An 18,063-nucleotide genomic window follows, 5' to 3' on the forward strand; every position below is an offset into this window, starting at 1 on the left:
TCAAAGCAGAGGAGTTCTGTGATGTATACCAGTAATTTAAACAACTTAATCTTAAATAGCGACAGCTATAAAACCTCACATTGGGTCCAATACCCGAGCGGTAGCGAGTATCTGTCAAGCTACATTGAGGCGCGCAAGGGAGACTACGATGTGGTGTTCTTTGGTTTACAAGCCTTTATCAAAGAGTACTTAAGTACGCCTATTACTCATCAAGATATCGATGAAGCCGAAAAGGTCATTCAAGCGCATGGCCTGACCTTCAATCGTGCTGGCTGGGAACATTTAATCGAAAAACATGACGGCTATTTGCCACTGCGTATCCAAGCCGTACCCGAAGGCAGCATCGTGCCTGTGTCCAATGTAGTCTGCCAAGTGATCAATACCGATCCTGAGTTTTACTGGCTACCCAGCTATATCGAAACAGCGCTATTGCGTGCGATTTGGTATCCATCCACGGTCGCTAGTGTTTCTCACTATTGCAAAGACATTATCCGTCAAGCGTTAGAAAAATCAGCGGACAATACAGAATCCCTGCCTTTTCGCTTGCATGACTTTGGCGCGCGCGGTGCATCGAGCCAAGAAACAGTTGCACTCGGTAGCTTAGCGCATTTGGTCAACTTTGCTGGTACTGACTCGATGACAGCGCTTATTGCTGCTAGTCGCTGGTATCAGATGGGTGATGATATGCCTGCATTCTCTATTCCAGCGGCCGAGCACAGTACGATGACAGCTTGGGGACGTGGTAGCGAGACTGCTGCTTTTCACAATATGATCGAACAGTTTGGTGGCACAGACAAAGCATTTTCGGTCGTCTCAGATAGTTATGATTTATGGAATGCCATCGACAATATCTGGGGCGACGCCTTAAAAGATGAAGTCAAAAATATGGGCGGCACTTTGGTCATTCGTCCAGACAGCGGCGAACCTACCAAAGTCGTCCGTGAAGCGTTAGAGCGCTTGGCAGTGAAGTTCGGTACGACCATAAACAGTAAAGGCTATAAAGTGCTACCCGACTACGTACGCATCATCCAAGGTGATGGCATCAGCTCGCAAAGCTTAAGTAAAATTATTGATGTGGTCATCAAAGCAGGCTTTAGCATAGAAAACGTGACATTTGGTATGGGCGGTGGTCTATTGCAGCAAGTCAACCGCGACACCATGAGTTGGGCAATGAAATCTAGCGCTATCTCTATCGATGGCGCATGGAAGGATATTTATAAAGATCCTGTCACCAGCCGCTCAAAACGCTCGAAAAAAGGACGATTGGCACTGGTAAAAGACGACAGCGGCCAGTTAACAACTATGAAAGAAAATGAGATGAGCGACCCAACTGACAATCTATTACGCGATGTCTACGTCGATGGTCAATTGTTAATTGAAGACAGTCTCACCACTATCAGGGAACGTGCAGGATGGTAGATACTAATAAGCTGACATCGGTTGCAAGAGACGTCTTACTTGCCCCTGTCTACCTCTATCAAGGTCGCAAAATCAAGCGTGATACAGTCCGCTTACCTGAACCACATGGCGAAAGGCACGGCATGATTGAGCTGCCTCAAGCGAATAATGAGGTATCAACGCAAAATGCTAAGACATTTAACCTCATGGTAGTTGGTGATTCGGCAGCGGCAGGTGTGGGTAGCCAAACGCAGCAAGAAGCGTTGGTCGGTAAGCTCATACCGATACTGGAGCAAAACAAAGCTATCCAATCGAACTTTGCTCGACTCAATTGGTCATTGCAAGCGACAACAGGTCATACCAGCTTTGATATTCTACGCAGGTTATATGTCCTACCAGCTCCTGAACAGCCTATCGATGTGATGTTGCTAAGCGTAGGGGTCAATGATACGACGTCCAATGTCTCTGTACATAAATGGCAACAGCAAATTGAAGACATTATCAATGTTGCACAGCGCAAATTTGGCGTACGAGAACTGGTTTTTTTAAGTTTGCCACCAATGGCGCAAATGCCTGCAATCCCTGCTCCGCTCAATAACTTTGTGGGTGCAAAAGCATCGATACTGGATGGGATATTGCAGCAGGTTTGTGCGGCTCATGCTGGTGTCACCTATATGGCAACTGACTTTACACGGATGCTAGAAGAGCATGCAAATGGCTCGGCTATCGATATCAATGTGATGTTTGCCAGTGATGGATTTCATCCTAGCAGTCTGATGTACGGCTATTGGGCGCAGCAAATCGTAGAGACTATTATTCAGTTACTAGATTCTATTCAGATATTGGACTCATCTACCACTGAGTTTGAGCGCTAAAAACTTGATAGCATGATTTTTAGATCATAAAAAATTAAACCAAAAAAAACCGCTGAATAATCAGCGGTTTTTTATTGCTTAGCGAAATATATTTACACCATAAGTGTAAATTATTCAGCAGCGTCTGCAGCTTTCTTGCTACGGCCACCAAATGCGCCAAAGCGTTTGTTGAAGCTTGCAACACGACCTTCAGTAGAAGTTTTACGTTGCTCACCAGTATAGAATGGATGCGACGCACTTGAGATATCAAGTGGGTAGTATGGGTATTCTTTACCTTCGTATTCACGAGTCGCTTTAGTCTTAGCAGTTGAGCGAGTCAAAAAGAACACGTCAGCGTTAGTGTCGTGGAATAAAACTTCTTGGTAATTAGGATGGATATCTTTACGCATAATATACTCTCTAGGTCCGATGTATGTACAACGTCTAAATACAGCATCAGCGATGATGTATCAAACAAATGATGACATACGTAACTGAGGCACTAAGGACATTACAAGTATGGCAACTGCGTCACTGGCTTATTCCAGCACCCAACACCACCCTTCTGTTCGCTTAGCCTTTCCCCAGCGGGAAAATTAAACCGCGATTTTAACGGTTTTTGACGTAAGACGCAAGGAGCAGTTGTGATAGAGATATGTGATAAGTTGTCACTGAAAGCTCGAGAGTGTTGAGATAGGCGATTGATTTTAGTACAGTAATAAAGTTAGTTAAATTAATCAATGATATCTACTATTGTAGATAATCTAACCAAATACAACCTTAGCTCTTAATTATACATAGTATACTTAAAGGGTACAGCTACGCGATACAAACTCCATTTGAACATCGCTACCAGCAACTAATTTACTTCTCAATCACTCGTAACTTAACTGAATTAAATAAGGACCATTTAATGTTAAATACTAAAATAAGCACGGCCACCAAAGCACTATTTATTGGCTCAGCATTAGCAGTTACTACCATGGCAAGCGCTGCCCTACCGACTCAATGGCAGCTAGATGACTCACATACTCGCGTCGGATTTTCTGTCAGTCACTTGGGGTTTTCAACCACCATGGGCCACTTCAATGATGTCAAAGGTATGGTGAATTACGATATTAAAGCTCCTGATAAAACCAGCATGAACTTTACCATTGCGACTGATAGTATCGACACCAATTGGGATGCTCGTGACAAGCATTTAAAGACAGATGAGTTTTTTAATGTTGCAAAGTATCCAACCATGACTTTTAAATCTACTCAGGTCAAATTCATCAATCCACAACAGGCTAAAGTAACCGGTGACTTCACTTTGCTTGGTCAAACCAAACCACTGACCTTAGATGTCACGTTAAACAAAATCGCTAATAGCCCTCTTACTAAAGAGCCAGTCGTTGGTTTCCGTGCCACTGGTACACTTGATCGCGCCGCTTATGGTATGACCGCTTACGTTGACGGTATCACGACCAATGTCCCTATCCAAATCGATGGCGAGCTAGTAGAAAAGAAATAACTGTAAGCTTATAGCTCTCTAACGGCTTTTGAAAAAAATGAGAAAAGCAGCCTACCCTCACTTATAGAGGCAGGTTGCTTTTTTATTTCCTATAAATGCTTCTACGCTCTAATCATATATATTCATTATTTTACATAAAAGGTTTTTATGTACTTGAAGGCTTCATACTTTGTTGTTATATTCGTATATACGGATTTACGAATATATAACGCAACACTGAGGGAGCAGCAACGTGGATACAGTACAAGTTGATTACATAGCGATAGATGCTGAGTGGGATAAGAAGGTATCAAATCATCATTTTGATATATATCACTTATCTGGTTGGATTGCGGCCTCAGCTGTCATCGACAAGGGCAAACCTCAAGGAATCATCGCTCGCTATAAAGATAAAGAAGTATTGTTACCCATCATAATTAGACAAATTGACTCAGAGCACTGGGATGCTACTTCCACTTATGGTTACGGTGGCCCGTTGATGGACAAAACCCTTACTGATGCCGAGTTAGACGTCTTACTAGATGAGATAAGAGCTTTTCTTTGCGAGAGAGGCTGCGTGTCCTTATTTATGCGGTTGCACCCGATTATTAATAAAGAATGGATACCTACAGTTGGCAAAGCACTGACTCACGGGCTGACCTTGATGTCTGATTTGAGTAAGTCTGAAGAAGAGCATTGGAGCGAGACACAAAATCGACATCGCCGCGGTATCAAAAAAGCCATAAAAATGGATGTCGTGACAAAAACAGAATTCTTAACTCGGCAGAATGCGATGGTGTTTTCAGACATTTATAAAGAGACAATGCGACACGTCAAGGCCAGTGATTACTACTTCTTCGATGATGATTATTTCTTTAATTTGCTTGAAAACCTTCAAGAAAAAATATTGTTGATAACCGCCTATCAAGACGATAAAGCAATTGGGTCTTCTATATATACGCTCTGCCAAGAGTCAGGCATTATGCAGTTTCATCTTGGCGGTACGCTGAACGCCTATACGCATCTACAACCTTCTAAACTTATCACTCATGTCGCTCGCAATTGGGGACGAGAGAACCGTTATGAAGTGCTACATCTTGGTGGCGGCGTTGGTTCCAATTTAGATTCTTTATATGAGTATAAAAAAGGCTTTAGCTCGCAAGAGTTACTATTCAAGACTTATAGACTCGTCGTTAATGTAGTGAAATATACAGAGTTAGTGGCGGATATCTGGTTCACGGAAAGTGATCTGCTCTCAGACTTTTTTCCCTTATACAGAAAACAGCCTAGCAAAGAAGAAGTGCTAGAGACTATTCAAGTTGAGCCTTTAGCAAATGTGACATAGTACAGATTGCATCTAATACTAGAGAATATATGAACGCTACTGTTAATACAGTAAAGAGTAACCCCAAGCAAATAAAAAACAGCCTGCCTCTATAGAGGACGGGCTGCTTTTTTGTCTCAACGTTTTCGAGTCAGTTTATATCTAACACCTGTTATTTACTTGGGATAACGTGCCAAACGCCAAGTTTATCATCACCGTCTTTGTCACCAACTTTTGTATCGTTAGCATAGAAGTATAAAGGCTTACCGTTCATTGCCCACTGATATTTGCCATCTTCACGTTTAAATGCAGCGAACTGACCTGAGGCTTTAGCATCACTAGGCGCTTTGAAGATTGGCCACACAACTTGGCAAGCTGTACCGCAATCTGACTGGTTCATAGAATCTTTATCAAACGTATATAACGTCATATGGTTGGTAGCATCTACCAGCACCCCATTCTTGCTAGTGACTGGTGCTGTATTATTGCTTGTTGCCTGTACTTCATGCGTACCTGACATATCATTACCGACTACGTTTTTTAAAGTAGTACAGCCAGTTAGTGCCAATACACCTGTTAAGGCCGATAGCATCATTATATTTTTCATCATAACTTCCTTGTAATTTTAGTCGTATTTTTTATAGCGATAAGCTTGTTGTCGTTTACTTTATCGACTGTCCCTTTTGTTAATTTTGACATTTGTAATTTTGAACAGTCATCAAAACAGAACCGACACTTCTTGTTAAGCAAAATAAATATAGCATATGGTTTTATATTATCTTGATAATCAATATACACGCTTACAAAAGTGGTCGAATTTTACAAAACAATAAAACGACCTTGTTTTTGATTTCACAAGTTTGCCACCTCTCTCGTTTACTCTATTTTTAGACAGACTTGTTTCTCTGAAAAACTTCACACATATAGCGACTCGTTGACAAAACTCATGCATCTTCTTACGTATTTCCCATCATATTGTCTGTAGTTCTTCGTAAAATAAACCTATAGAGATGAAGAATGGCTAAACAATAGAAAAGATGACTATTGAAGTTCAGATTTGTGTGTTGAACTTAATTACCTTCGCACGCATATCAAGAAATATAGAACATTTGATACATATATCGAGCATGGCCTAATACAGACGCTATTAAGGATACAACGACGACAATGACTCAGTCTTTTGATAAAAACTACGCTCAATCCTTTAATCGTGACGCTCATTCTGATGTGTTATCTTACGGGGCAAAAAACATTCAACCTAAAAAGCGTGTTGGCATTTTGGGCGGCGGTACTGCGGGATCGACGATTGCAATTCGACTTGCTGCGTTAGGATTAGAGACCTATTTGTTTGAAAAGAAAAAATCTCTCATTGATGGACCACCTATGTGTCATTTGCATGCAGGTGGTAATTTATATCGTGAAATACCGGACGAGGATTGCGTAGCACTGCTCAAGCAATGTATCGATATTTTGCGTTTGTATCCGCACACTATTGACGTTCGTCCTACGGTGTTTGCCGTACCGACACGTGATGAAGGGTTGCCTGAAGATTTACTACCGCGTTTAGATATTTTGACCGATGCTTATCAAGAACTGATTGAGCAAGATGCTAATAATAAGGTATTGGGCGAGCCTGAAGATTACTATCAGCTCTATAGTCATGAGCAATTGATTGAGCTGTCTGAACGTGAGCAAGTCGCTGTACCAAGTACGGTTGATGAGTGGATGATTCCAGTCGCTAGATACTTAGATTTGAACAAAGTTAAATTTCCGTTAATTGTCGTTCAAGAATATGGCTGGAATATTTTTCGTCTAGCAGCTTCTGCCAAACTTGCACTTGAAGAATACGATAATGCGCACGTATTTACTGAAACTGCTGTACAAAAAGTTGTACCGGTAGATTGTGAGAACTGTACCAACGCTGACCATCATGTCACCAAATGGCGTATCGACTATCAACAAATCCATAGTCAAGAACATGCCTCTCAGCCTGAGTCTATCGAAGTTGATTACCTAGTCAATGCTTGTGGGTTCCGTACAGGTGTTATTGACGATATGGTTGGTGTCGAAGTCACGCGTATGGTTGAGTTCAAATCGTCTTATGTGACTCATTGGGGCGATGCTGGTGGACAGATACCAGAGATTATCGTTTATGGTCAACGAGGAACGCCAGAAGGCATGGCGCAGCTTACTCCTTACCCTGGCGGATACTTTCAAATTCACGGTATGAGTAAAGCCATTACTCTGTTTGATGATGGTCTTGTCGCATCAAGTGAAGACAGTGCGCAGCCCAAACTACCGCAGCAATACGTGCATTATATTGAAGACGGTTGGGATAAAGCACCCCTACAGGCACGTAGTCAGCAAGCGATTGAGTATGTGGCTGAGTTTGTACCAACATTCAACAGCGCACGTACTGTTGGTAACGCGCTATACGGTGGGCAGCAGATTCCTGGACAGGATGATACGCTGCGAGTTGCTGATGTGAGTTTATACTCTAATATACGCTATGCCCGTGCAGAAAACGTCAAAGCATCTTCGACCTTGATTGCCGCTGATCAAATCGTTAATGAGCTGACAGAGCTAGGCTTGATAGAGAACGATACATCTCTGAATCGTAGTCGCTATGCCCATGAATGGTCGTACCTTGTTCACAACGATAGCCTCGCTGTCGATGAGGTTGCACGTGAGCTCGCTGAGCAGCGTGGATTCCCAATCGCTATGGCTCATGTTAATCATAGCATTCGTGAAGTAGCATTGGACGATCTCACGCCTGCTGATGCCTAATAGACATGATTCGCTGATAGGTTGTTAATACATCTAAAAAAGGAGCAGATAACCGAGGTTTGGTTATCTACTCCTTTTGTTGCAATAGTTTTTAATATTTAAGCATTTGCGGTGTATGAATAGCTATACGACTTAACTATTACTACCAGCCATTTTCTCCGTATCCACAGCATCATCTATGGTCACTACTGTCTGTAGCATATCGATCGCTTCGCTGATGGTATTGCACACCACTAGACGGTCTAAATCTTCCTGCTTCATAAAGCCTTGTTCAGTGGTATATTTCAAATGCTCAATCATACGGTCATAAAAACCATTGATGTTCAAAATAATCATTGGTTTTTCGTGCTGGTACAATTGACGCCACGTGGCGATTTCCATAATCTCTTCTAACGTTCCTAGCCCGCCCGGTAACGTGATAAAGGCATCGGCATACTCTGCCATGACGGTCTTACGCGTGTGCATAGTGTCAGTCAAATGCAACCGAGTCAGCTGCTCGTGAGCGATTTCGTGCTTGAGCATAAAGGTTGGAATCACGCCCACTGCTTGCGCGCCGCCATTGATTACTTCATCCGCAACTGCGCCCATTAGACCAATACTGGCGCCACCATATACTAGACCCATGCCATTATTTGCCAAAGCACTGCCGAGCTCGCGCGCCGCCTGTTCATACACGTCACCATTGCCCAAGCGTGAACCGCAGTACACAGCCACGAGCGGCATTGATAGAGCAGACTTGTCGACTGCTTTTTCAATATTGGTAATGTCTTTACTCGTGATTACGTCATAAGTATCATCGTTGATTTTCATTTGCATATAGCTTCCTTAATTACCTGTCAGTTTTTATTGAGTGCTTGTTATTAGTGAAGGCTGCATACCGACACCTATCATTTATATTGTCATGCACATGATTCATAAGACAAACTCAGCCAAGCTATACAAAACTTGTAAGTCATATTTGAGCAACTGTCTTGCCAGCATTTATCTTAACATAAGCAATGCTACCACATAGTCACAACGATTTATCACTACGCAACGACTACACTTTCAAGATGCGCATTTATTGTTCATCATAGTTCGATATTCATTATCTACTAATAAAAATACTAAGGTATACCCATGGATAATCACAACACCTCTCCTACTGCCGAGCTATCAAGCTCTGTGGTTAATAGCAATCTCACTAGTAAAAGCAATACGAATGACGCGAGCAATATTGATACTTACTCATTAAGCATCATGACCGATCGCAACCAAGCATTGGCAGCCACGGTCTATCGCCCTAAAGATGCAACAAAAAAAGCCGTCATGATGGCACCTGCCACAGGTATTAAGCGTCACTTTTATCATAATTTTGCGACCTACCTAGCAGAAAGCGGCTTTGGAGTGCTGACCTTTGATAATGAAGGAATCGGTGAGTCACTATCGACCGAACTGGCAAAATGTAGCGCTTCCTTAATCAGTTGGGGTCGCCACGACATGCCAGCTGTACTTGATGCCTTACAAGATGAGTTTCCTGATGCGACTTATCATCTTATCGGTCATAGCGCAGGTGGTCAGCTCATTGGCTTGATGCCCAATTATCAGGCGATTGGCTCAGTGTTCAATGTCGCTTGCTCGTCAGGGCGTATCAAAAATATGGGCATGCCATATAAGCTCAAAGCCATGGGTTTTATGGATGCATTTATTCCGTTCACTAATTTAACACTGGGCTATACGCCGTCAGATAAAATCGGTATGGGTGAGCCACTGCCACGCGGCGTGGCTCGTCAATGGCGTGAATGGTGCAATGGGGCGGGCTATATCAAAACCGCATTTGGCAAAAGCATACATACGCATTTCTATGATGAGCTCAGCATGCCAGCACTATGGCTTGGCTTTAGCGATGATGATATCGCCAACAGTGAAAACATGGACGATATGATAAGGGTATTTACAAAAATGCCTGTCGAAAAGCGTTTCTTGGACCCTGAGGATTTTGGACTAAATCATATCGGTCATATGCGCTATTTTAGCAGCAAGACCAATATCAAAGCGCCGCAGCTATGGCAGATGGCAGTGACATGGTTGCACGACCAACCATAAGCTTAGCAGCATGTTGCACCCTACATGGTAGACCCACGATAATTCAGGTTACTTTTTTGCATTTTCGGCTTCTTCCAGTTTTAAGCGTTTAGTCAGTGCCGAATACAGGGACGGCTGCATATTATGAATATTGCCTATCATCCATTTAACATAGCTGATGGGCACGTCTTTGATAGGTTTGCCTTTATGCTTACCAAACGGCATTTTGCTCACAGGAGTCGCCTTATTAGAGATAGCATGTGCCGCTGCAAAATCTGTCGGCGCAATCTCTAGACGCTCGCAGCATGCTTGATACAGCAGATAACACATCCGAGCATCGCCAAGCGCATCATGAGCGGCAATCGTCATTGCACTCGCCTCACCTTTGCCCAATAGCTGCTCGATACACTTAGACTGACCGTAAGCACGCCATTCTGGAAAGGCTGCCCGCGCAAGTCTCACCGTACAAATCAGCTTAGCAGAAGGACTGCCAATCACTCGCCAATCAAAACGTACGTTATGACCAATCAAGTACTCTGGTAATTCAAACTGCTCCAACTCAAAGCGCTCAAGTCCAGCCACATCATCATCGGTAATACCATGCACTTTTATGACAATGGGTGAAATAGATCGACCACTGTTAAAGTATTTCATCCACTCAAAACCAGTTGCTACATTGATAGTAGCAACTTGGATAGGTCTGGGATCACTGCCCTGATCTGTTTCGGTATCGATAACCAGCGCTGTTTCGCGCGTGGCAGAAATATCAGTAGGCTTAAAAGCATCATTCATAAAGTATTAACCATCAGTAGCAACTGTCTATGCTCAGCAGAAATGTTAAGTAGATAAAACTGTATTTGCTGTCTATATCCTTAACCATAAGAATAACTATGGGGGTAAAAACGATAGATAACAATGCGATACATACGTTATCAGACGAAGCTTTTATAATAAATTTTCAAATGACATCAAATATATATGAGACATCAATGCTAGCAGATGGAAACAACCAGCCTCCCAGACCTTCTTTTTTCAGTCGTTTAATAAGCCTATTGATTAAGGCTACTGTATTGCTAGCACTGTTATTTGTCTTCGATAAACTACTACCTAGTATTAGCCAACAAACGCAGTCATTTGTGGTTGCCAAATGGCAGCAACTGAGTCTATTGCAACAAGAACTGCCGACCGAAAACAGCTTACCCAGTCCACTACCAGAACGAAACCTGACAGACACTTGGGGTGCAGCACGTAGTCAAGGCCGCTCCCACGAAGGCATCGACATCTTTGCGCCGCGCAATACTCCCGTGCAGTCGACCACGCAAGGCGTAGTAAGCAAGGTTGGTGAGAACACATTGGGTGGACGCGTGGTTGTGGTGGTAGGGCCTGGTGGCGCAGGACATTACTACGCTCATCTAGAAGACTATGCTGACATCTCTCCCAATGATTGGGTCAATCAGGGCGACGTGATAGGTTATGTGGGTGATAGCGGTAATGCAAAAGGAACACCGACACATGTACACTATGGTATCTATATTAATGGCAGTGCGGTCAACCCTTATCCGCTTTTGCAAAAGGATTAACGGATACAGAAAAGTATGTCGTTAACCTAATTTGAAATAGCACTGAGCTGATATTAGTTAAAAAACTTAAGCCGAGAAACGCACGCTAATACAGACCAGAAATCATATTAATTGGCTGTGACGGATCTGACGTAGTTTGAGGGGAATACCACACTAAATGTCGACCCTTCCCCTTCTACTGAATCGATTTGCAACTGCGCTTCGTGCTGGTGCAATACGTGTTTTACAATCGCTAATCCCAACCCTGTACCACCTGTTGCACGGCTACGACCTTTGTCGATACGATAGAAACGCTCTGTCAAACGGGCGATATGTTCTGATGCAATACCGATCCCATCATCTTCGACCGCGAAACGGCAACCATCAGACGTCCTTGTCCAGCTGATAGTGATATTGCCGCCCTTTGGCGTATATTTGATTGCATTGATTACTAGATTGGATAGCGCACTATTCAAGTACATCTCTGACCCGTACAGCCCATCATAGGTATCTATATGCAAATGAATGATGTGTTTATATGCTTGGTTGTAGGCCTGTGCGTCGTCGTAGATGTTGGTCAGTAGCTTAGTCATATCTATATAATGCAGCTCGTGTGACTCTTCAATTTCAATCTTAGACAGTAGCAATAAATCATTCACGATTCTGTTCATACGGGCTGTTTGCTGCGTCATCAGCTCAAAACCGCGACGCCATTGCGGCGGCATATCTGGCTGATCGGAGAAATTCTCCAGATAGCCCATCATCACAGTCAATGGTGTTCTAAGCTCATGCGAGACATTCGCCACAAAATCCTGCCGCATCTGCTCTAAGTGCCGCAGGCGGGTCACATCATATACAAACAGCAGTTTTTCATCACCGAAAGGCGTCAGTTCGCACTTCAAGTAGCGACTAGGATCTCGCCATGATTCTATATGGACGCCATCGTTAGGTATCGTTGTACCTTCATAATACTGGCGGAACTCAGGTACAGTAATAAAGTCAAATATGTTCTGACCTTTATCTTCTGGCTGTAGCAGCAATAAGTCTTGCGCCGCCTGATTCCACCATTCTAGGCCGTCATTATTGTTGAGCAAAATCACTGCATCGCGCAGGGCTCGTAGTGCACTACCGATTTTTTTGAGTTGCTCTGCTGTACTTTGAGTAGATATTTGCTCTAGTAAAGCTGATTGCTCACTTTGTGCTGGCGCTATCTTGTCCATTTCTTATCCTTACCACTATCCGCGGCCTTTATATTGCTGCGGCATTATTTGTACAAGATTAACTTGGCTCAATCAGGCTAGAAAATCGGTAGCCTGTCCCACGTACCGTCTGTATCAATGTATCACAGTCATAAGGTCGCAGTAATTTTCGTAGACGTTTGATATGCACATCGATGGTTCGGTCTTCGATATATACATTGCCGCCCCATACTTGATCGAGCAGCTGCGTTCGTGTATAGGCGCGCTCAGGGTGACTCATAAAAAATGCCAATAGGCGATACTCTGTGGGCCCAACATCAACGATTTTACCTGCAGCTGTCACGCGCTGACTCTTAGTATCTAGACTTAACTGCCCAATTTCGATAGGTTTGTCGCTACTCATCGCGCTACTGCGGCGTAGTACGGCTTTGATTCTAGAAATCAGCTCACGAGTCGAAAAAGGCTTGGTCATATAATCATCTGCACCTGCATCAAGACCATGCACCTTACTGTCTTCTTCACTTTTTGCTGTTAGCATAATGACTGGTATTTCAGAGAGCAGCTCATCGTTTTTGAGCATACGACAGAAATCCACACCGCTCTTGTCACCCGGCAACATCCAGTCTAACAGTATCAGTGACGGCCTATGATCGACCACTTGCTGATGCGCCTCTGACACATCTGCCGCTTGCAAGCTATCAAACCCAGCCATCTCTAGCGTCATGACAACCATTTCACGAATCGCAGGCTCATCTTCAACAATCAAAATTTGCTCATTATACATAGGACATTCTCGGTGTTAGAGGACAAAATCTAGCATGTAAAAAGGCGATATATACTCACCAGTCTCTACCTATTAAACGGATTAATTATGACAGCTTGATGACACTCTAAAATCAGATTTCTAGTAAAAAATTGAGCGGCCCATCATTAACGCTCGACACTTGCATATCCGCACCAAACTGACCAGTTGCCACATTTGGATGCTTAGTTTTGGCATAATCGACCAACTGTTCAAATAGCGCTTGCGCCGCAGCAGGTGCCATCGCACCACCAAAGTCTGGTCGGCGTCCTTTGTCTGTTTTTGCCATCAAGGTAAATTGTGAAACTAATAATAGCCCACCAGCAACCTGCTGAACGTTTTTATCCAGTTTACCAAATTTGGCCGGATCATCGTCATTTTCAAAAATGCGATAGGTCAGTATTTTGTCAATCATACGCTGGGCAGCGGCAAAATCGTCTTCGTGCCCTAAGCCAACATATGCCAATACCCCATGCTCAATCTCGCCGATACACTGCTGATCGACGACCACACTAGCGTGCTTCACCCGTTGTATGAGTGCTTTCATTTACTAATTCCTTAACAGATTATGGCCATACAATAATATGCTGTCCATGATAAAATACCGTCATTAACTTAACTATTATTTCTTATATTACACCTTATTTTGGTAGCCTTATTATGAATGTATTTACCACCTTACAACAGCTTGTGCCGCAGCAAAAGCTCAGTAAAGTCGCTGGACGTTTGGCCGCCAGTCGCCACCCTTATGTCAAACGCACCTTTATCCGTAGCTTTGCCAAAGCTTATAATATCAGCTTAGACGAGTACGAACGCCAAAGCCTAAACGCTTATGAGAGTTTTAATGACTTTTTTACCCGCGAGTTAAAAGAAGACGCTCGTACTATCGACGCCACTGCAAATGGTATCGTGAGCCCTGCGGACGGTATTATCTCTCAGCTAGGACAAATCGAAGACCATAAGCTATTACAGGCAAAAGGTCGTCACTATGATGTCGGCCAACTGCTTGCTGATAGTGAAGATGGCAGTTATTTCGCTGATGGTAGTTTTGCGACTATCTACTTAGCGCCTAGTAATTATCACCGTGTACATATGCCGTTTACTGGCACGTTGACCAAGACTCGCTATGTACCTGGCACCCTGTTTTCGGTCAACAATACTACGGCGGCTAACGTGCCAGACTTGTTTGCGCGTAATGAGCGTCTGGTCTGTATGTTTGATACCAAGTATGGCAAAGCAGCTGTCGTAATGGTTGGTGCTATGATCGTCGCTGGTATTGAAACTGTCGCCACTGGCAAAATTGCTCGTACTGACGACATATTCGAGTCCGATCATGATATGCAGTTTGCAGCAGGCGAAGAGCTTGGACGCTTTTATTTGGGCTCAACGGCTATCGTGGTATTGCCAAAAGCAGCAAAGGCTGACTGGCTAGATAGTATGCAAGCCAATAGCATCGTGCAAATGGGTCAGTTGCTAGGAACGGCAAACGCCCAATAACGTGCTTGTATAAAAGTACTGAAAATATCAGCCCAGTTAAGCGTAAATCATCATGCTTTATTGGGCTTTTTTTATGCCTGTTATTTATGCAGATTTACGCATCAATCAGCCATCCTTGATGAGTTGCATAATCAATATTTTTTGTCAGCCAATCATGAATAGGAGGGAAGCTGTCTTTGATAAATGCATGAGCCCCCGCCACCTGCGAGCGCGTAACGCCAAGCTCAATCCACGTTTTACCGTTGGTATTCAGATTGAGTAAAAACGGCAATAAACGATCAACGACTCTGAGCAACTGACTCTCTTTGCTGCTTCCTGTTTCTTGCGCTTCCCAAACCTCGCTTAAATCACTAATGCCATTGCCTCGCTCACGTTGCAATCTGGCAATACCTGCACGCTCTTCGACGTGTGCATCAGTACGCGTATCGGCATACAAGAAAGTATCGCCCGCATCAATCTCACCTAAATCATGAACCAACGCCATCTTCAGCAATTTTTCATGATTGACATCTAGTGCAAATAATTCAGCAATCGACCAACAGGCCATCGCTAAATGCCAAGAATGTTCGGCAGAGTTTTCTTTGCGAGTGGTCTGTGTCACATAGCTACGGCGATTCACGCGTTTGAGCGCATCTAACTCCAATAAGAAATGAGTGACATCATCGATATCGATATGTGAAGTAGATTCGGAATGAGTGAGTGATATAGAGCTGGCTTGCGACATTATTTTTTCTCTGGTTTTCTCTAGTAATTGGTTTTAACGGTTATAAGTTCTAGCGATTTTAAGTTTCATTGCTTAAGGTATTATAGTTAGTTTGATATCTAACAATGGTTAAAAGACTATTACCGTTATCAAAAAAATAGCGCTTATTTTACCAAGCGCTATCTATTATAAGTTAGAAGATAAATGGTTAAACTGAATTCCTATTTATCCAAGTCCTTAAGCACCTAAATCTTAACCACCTACTTAATCAAATTAATAATGGTTTTAAATGCAGAATCTTCGCTGCTACGGCACAGCTCAAATAAGATTGATTCAACGGTACTAATCACCCCACCTGCACGGCGAATACGGCGAATTGCTTGCTTTTTGTCATAAGGAAAACGAGAACCCACCGCGTCACCAATAATGACAGGCTGCATACCATTATCCAATAAATCCAGTGCCGTCTGCATAATACAGACATGAGCTTCAGCACCAAAAAGCAGAACAGTACTACGGTTCTGCTGCGCTAAATGGTGCCATGAATCATTATTATCGCAGGCACTAAAGGTAACCTTTTCAAAGCTCTTGGCATTATCTCCTTCAAGTACCTCGCGCAGCTCTGGCAAAGTATCGCCCAATCCTTTTTTATATTGTTCATTGAGCATGATTGGAATATTGAGCGCTTGCAGCCCTTTAATCAAGGTAACGGTTTTTTTGACGATATTTTCGTGATCATAGATATGCGGCGTTAAGCGCTCTTGCACATCGACAATCATTGCTTGGGTATTCTCACGAGCGATTCGATAGGTGCGATCATTAATCATAGTAGACATAGTACACTCCTTGTACGGCTGACAGTTGCAACTAAAAACTATTTTAGAATTATCATAAACAGTGCCATGGTTCATCTTTCTCTTATTTAGTCATAGTTTCATGAATGCGTCAATGGAGATAATTTTTAATCGCCGTAATACTGTATTTTTTGACTCTGTGATTTACTAACTGGCTAACTATTAATTTTACCCATAAAAAAACCTCTAGCCGTTATGACTAGAGGTTTTTCGTTAGCGAGTAGCTACTTATTAAGTGTTCAAATAATCTTGTTTATATAAATAAGATTAAACACGCTCAATAATAGTAGCGATACCTTGGCCAAGACCAATACACATTGTCGCTAGACCGATTTCAGTATCTGACTGCTCCATCGCGTTTAGCAATGTCACTGTGATACGAGCACCTGAACATCCTAGTGGATGACCTAGAGCAATGGCACCACCGTTGATGTTAACGATATCTTGCTTATCAGATAAATTTAGACCTTTTAATACCGATAGACCTTGAGCAGCAAATGCTTCGTTTAGCTCGATGGTTTGCATGTCATCGATGCTCATGCCAGCACGCTTCAATGCTTTTTGGGTAGCAGGTACAGGACCATAACCCATAATAGCAGCATCACAACCAGCCACAGCCATACTACGGATACGGGCACGTGGCTTTAGACCTAGATCTTTGGCTTTTTGTGCGCTCATTACTAGCATTGCTGACGCACCGTCAGATAATGCAGATGAGGTTGCCGCTGTTACTGTACCGCCTTTTGGATCAAACGCTGGACGTAGTTTTTGCATTTGCTCCATCGTTGCATCTGGACGAATTACTTCATCAACCGTACATAGTTGCAGACGACCAGCAGCATCATGACCTTCGATACCGATGATTTCATTGTCAAAACGACCTTCAGTGGTTGCAGCCCATGCGCGGCGATGTGACTCAAGACCAAACGCGTCTTGCTCTTCGCGCGTGATGTTGTTCATACGACCTAGCATTTCAGCAGTCAAGCCCATCATGTTTGACGCTTTTGCATAATGCTTAGAAGCAGCAGGGTTCAAATCAACACCGTGCATCATGCCAACGTGACCCATGTGCTCAACACCACCAATGATGAATACATCACCTTGGTTGGTCATGATCTGTGCAGCAGCAGTGTGTAGCGCCTGCATAGAAGAACCACATAGACGGTTAACCGTTTGGCCACCAGCAGTCTTCGGGATACCAGCTAGCAAACCGATGTTACGACCGATGTTCAAGCCTTGCTCTAGCGTCTGGTTTACACAGCCCCAGATAATGTCTTCGATATCATTGGTATCAAAGTCATTACGTTCTACTAGCGCACGTACTAGTTCCGCTGACATGCTATCAGCACGTACATGACGGAACATACCGTTTTTGGTTTTGCCCATTGCCGAGCGTACGCCATCTACGATGACCACATCTTTTGGACTTAAAGTTGTCATACCATATTCCTTTTCAATTTTTATTGTCAGTGTAGTCAGCCCAATTTACGACTATTACTTTTACTTTGTTAATCTCGCTCAAAGTACAAT

Annotated in this window: 18 protein-coding genes; 8 read left to right on the forward strand and 10 right to left on the reverse strand. The window is 43.2% G+C overall.

Annotated elements, in window-relative coordinates:
- Window positions 1-21 precede the first annotated feature (21 nt).
- Together AK824_RS11715 and AK824_RS11720 are read left to right on the forward strand one after the other, a co-directional pair.
- Window positions 22-1,419 carry a nicotinate phosphoribosyltransferase gene (locus AK824_RS11715; RefSeq protein WP_057761768.1) on the forward strand — a complete coding sequence of 466 codons (1,398 nt, stop codon included), beginning with the start codon at window positions 22-24 and terminating at the stop codon, window positions 1,417-1,419.
- Window positions 1,413-2,273, forward strand: a complete 861-nt coding sequence (locus AK824_RS11720; protein WP_057761770.1) for an SGNH/GDSL hydrolase family protein — start codon at window positions 1,413-1,415, stop codon at window positions 2,271-2,273. The genes AK824_RS11715 and AK824_RS11720 overlap by 7 nt, the downstream gene beginning before the upstream one ends.
- Before the next feature lie 110 nt (window positions 2,274-2,383).
- Here AK824_RS11720 and AK824_RS11725 read toward each other — a convergent pair whose 3' ends face one another.
- Window positions 2,384-2,662, reverse strand: a complete 279-nt coding sequence (locus AK824_RS11725) for a type B 50S ribosomal protein L31 (protein ID WP_057761772.1) — start codon at window positions 2,660-2,662, stop codon at window positions 2,384-2,386.
- Between the two features lie 503 nt (window positions 2,663-3,165).
- Here AK824_RS11725 and AK824_RS11730 point away from each other — a divergent pair.
- Together AK824_RS11730 and AK824_RS11735 are read left to right on the forward strand one after the other, a co-directional pair.
- Entirely contained in the window at window positions 3,166-3,765 is a 600-nt protein-coding gene (locus AK824_RS11730) for a YceI family protein (protein ID WP_057761775.1), read from the forward strand.
- 232 nt (window positions 3,766-3,997) lie between these two features.
- Window positions 3,998-5,089, forward strand: coding sequence for a GNAT family N-acetyltransferase (locus AK824_RS11735; protein WP_156410715.1), 1,092 nt, complete (start codon window positions 3,998-4,000; stop codon window positions 5,087-5,089).
- Window positions 5,090-5,240: 151 nt separating this feature from the next.
- Here the strand turns inward: AK824_RS11735 and AK824_RS11740 are convergent, their stop codons facing one another.
- On the reverse strand, window positions 5,241-5,678 hold the full coding sequence (locus AK824_RS11740; protein ID WP_227511169.1) for a COG4315 family predicted lipoprotein: 438 nt from the start codon (window positions 5,676-5,678) through the stop codon (window positions 5,241-5,243).
- Between the two features lie 557 nt (window positions 5,679-6,235).
- Here AK824_RS11740 and AK824_RS11745 point away from each other — a divergent pair.
- Window positions 6,236-7,855 carry an FAD-dependent oxidoreductase gene (locus AK824_RS11745; RefSeq protein WP_057761778.1) on the forward strand — a complete coding sequence of 540 codons (1,620 nt, stop codon included), beginning with the start codon at window positions 6,236-6,238 and terminating at the stop codon, window positions 7,853-7,855.
- A 132-nt stretch (window positions 7,856-7,987) separates the two neighbouring features.
- On the opposite strand, the gene AK824_RS11750 is transcribed toward AK824_RS11745, so the two are convergent.
- Complete coding sequence (locus tag AK824_RS11750) at window positions 7,988-8,671, reverse strand: LOG family protein (protein ID WP_057761780.1); 684 nt, start codon at window positions 8,669-8,671, stop codon at window positions 7,988-7,990.
- Window positions 8,672-9,094: 423 nt separating this feature from the next.
- Here AK824_RS11750 and AK824_RS11755 point away from each other — a divergent pair, with 423 nt between their 5' ends.
- Window positions 9,095-9,940 (forward strand): alpha/beta hydrolase family protein, encoded by an 846-nt coding sequence (locus tag AK824_RS11755; RefSeq protein ID WP_057762649.1) that lies wholly within the window; start codon window positions 9,095-9,097, stop codon window positions 9,938-9,940.
- 48 nt (window positions 9,941-9,988) lie between these two features.
- On the opposite strand, the gene AK824_RS11760 is transcribed toward AK824_RS11755, so the two are convergent.
- Window positions 9,989-10,711: a putative quorum-sensing-regulated virulence factor gene (locus AK824_RS11760; RefSeq protein ID WP_057761782.1), complete on the reverse strand. Its 723-nt coding sequence runs from the start codon at window positions 10,709-10,711 to the stop codon at window positions 9,989-9,991.
- Between the two features lie 197 nt (window positions 10,712-10,908).
- On the opposite strand from AK824_RS11760, the gene AK824_RS11765 reads away from it, so the two are divergent.
- Window positions 10,909-11,499, forward strand: coding sequence for a M23 family metallopeptidase (locus tag AK824_RS11765; protein ID WP_057762651.1), 591 nt, complete (start codon window positions 10,909-10,911; stop codon window positions 11,497-11,499).
- 107 nt (window positions 11,500-11,606) lie between these two features.
- Here the strand turns inward: AK824_RS11765 and phoR are convergent, their stop codons facing one another.
- The 3 genes from phoR to dtd all read right to left on the reverse strand — a co-directional run bounded on the left by phoR (window position 11,607) and on the right by dtd (window position 14,026).
- Entirely contained in the window at window positions 11,607-12,698 is a 1,092-nt protein-coding gene (gene phoR, locus AK824_RS11770; RefSeq protein ID WP_057761783.1) for a phosphate regulon sensor histidine kinase PhoR, read from the reverse strand.
- Window positions 12,699-12,756: 58 nt separating this feature from the next.
- Window positions 12,757-13,461, reverse strand: coding sequence for a phosphate regulon transcriptional regulator PhoB (gene phoB / locus AK824_RS11775; RefSeq protein WP_057761786.1), 705 nt, complete (start codon window positions 13,459-13,461; stop codon window positions 12,757-12,759).
- A gap of 112 nt (window positions 13,462-13,573) precedes the next feature.
- Window positions 13,574-14,026: a D-aminoacyl-tRNA deacylase gene (gene dtd, locus AK824_RS11780; RefSeq protein ID WP_057761788.1), complete on the reverse strand. Its 453-nt coding sequence runs from the start codon at window positions 14,024-14,026 to the stop codon at window positions 13,574-13,576.
- Window positions 14,027-14,139: 113 nt separating this feature from the next.
- Here dtd and asd point away from each other — a divergent pair, with 113 nt between their 5' ends.
- The gene (gene asd, locus AK824_RS11785; protein ID WP_057761789.1) at window positions 14,140-14,976 is read left to right on the forward strand and encodes an archaetidylserine decarboxylase; all 837 of its coding nucleotides are present in this window, start codon (window positions 14,140-14,142) and stop codon (window positions 14,974-14,976) included.
- A 94-nt stretch (window positions 14,977-15,070) separates the two neighbouring features.
- Here the strand turns inward: asd and AK824_RS11790 are convergent, their stop codons facing one another.
- The 3 genes from AK824_RS11790 to fadA form a co-directional block, all read right to left on the reverse strand.
- Window positions 15,071-15,700: an HD domain-containing protein gene (locus tag AK824_RS11790; protein ID WP_057761791.1), complete on the reverse strand. Its 630-nt coding sequence runs from the start codon at window positions 15,698-15,700 to the stop codon at window positions 15,071-15,073.
- Window positions 15,701-15,939: 239 nt separating this feature from the next.
- A complete protein-coding gene (locus AK824_RS11795) occupies window positions 15,940-16,515 on the reverse strand; it encodes an isochorismatase family protein (RefSeq protein ID WP_057761793.1) in 576 nt (191 codons plus the stop codon).
- Window positions 16,516-16,800: 285 nt separating this feature from the next.
- On the reverse strand, window positions 16,801-17,973 hold the full coding sequence (fadA, locus tag AK824_RS11800; protein ID WP_057761795.1) for an acetyl-CoA C-acyltransferase FadA: 1,173 nt from the start codon (window positions 17,971-17,973) through the stop codon (window positions 16,801-16,803).
- Window positions 17,974-18,063: the final 90 nt, after the last annotated feature.

The sequence above is a fragment of the Psychrobacter sp. P11G3 genome (assembly GCF_001435845.1).
GTDB lineage: Bacteria > Pseudomonadota > Gammaproteobacteria > Pseudomonadales > Moraxellaceae > Psychrobacter.